This is a genomic window from Foliimonas ilicis, assembly GCF_039939195.1.
GTDB classification, from domain to species: Bacteria; Pseudomonadota; Alphaproteobacteria; order Rhizobiales; family Rhizobiaceae; genus Foliimonas; species Foliimonas ilicis.
In genome coordinates this window covers 1-424 of sequence record NZ_JBDUUH010000035.1, presented here as the reverse complement: position 1 = coordinate 424, position 424 = coordinate 1, and the positions used below count along the sequence as shown (strand labels likewise).

1 protein-coding gene is annotated in these 424 nt (G+C 71.2%); it reads right to left on the bottom strand.

Annotated features, from left to right (window positions below):
• Nucleotides 1–391 (bottom strand): hypothetical protein (locus ABFT80_RS27990; protein ID WP_347975229.1); only part of this gene is annotated, 391 nt, incomplete at its 3' end.
• Nucleotides 392–424: the final 33 nt, after the last annotated feature.

The following is a 424-nucleotide window of genomic DNA, read 5'->3' as shown; positions in this document are numbered from 1 at the left end:
GCCACATCTGGCTCGCCTGCGACAGGGTGACGAGAGCGATCATGATGAGTCGCGCCCACACCCCGCCGAAGAACGTGCGGTACGCGAGCCACAGGATCGGCACATACGTCAATACCCCGATCCACAGGGCGACGTTCGTCGGCAACTCGGCCGGAACGTCGCCGAGGACGTCCCGGCCGTTCGGCCCCAGAACACCGTCGCCGCCCCAGACGAGCGCCGCCATCGACACGAGGGCAGAGGCCACCGCGAGCACGCAGGCCGCGACGATCGATGGCGGGCGACGCCCCACCGTGCCGAGCACCTGCCCGTCCTCGCTGGCGCCGTACACCGTCGCGCCCGGGGCGACGGCAACGGCGGTGAGGTCGACGACGGGCAGGTCGCCGTCCGTCATCACTGCGTCGCCGCCGCCGTTGCGGCTGTGGTA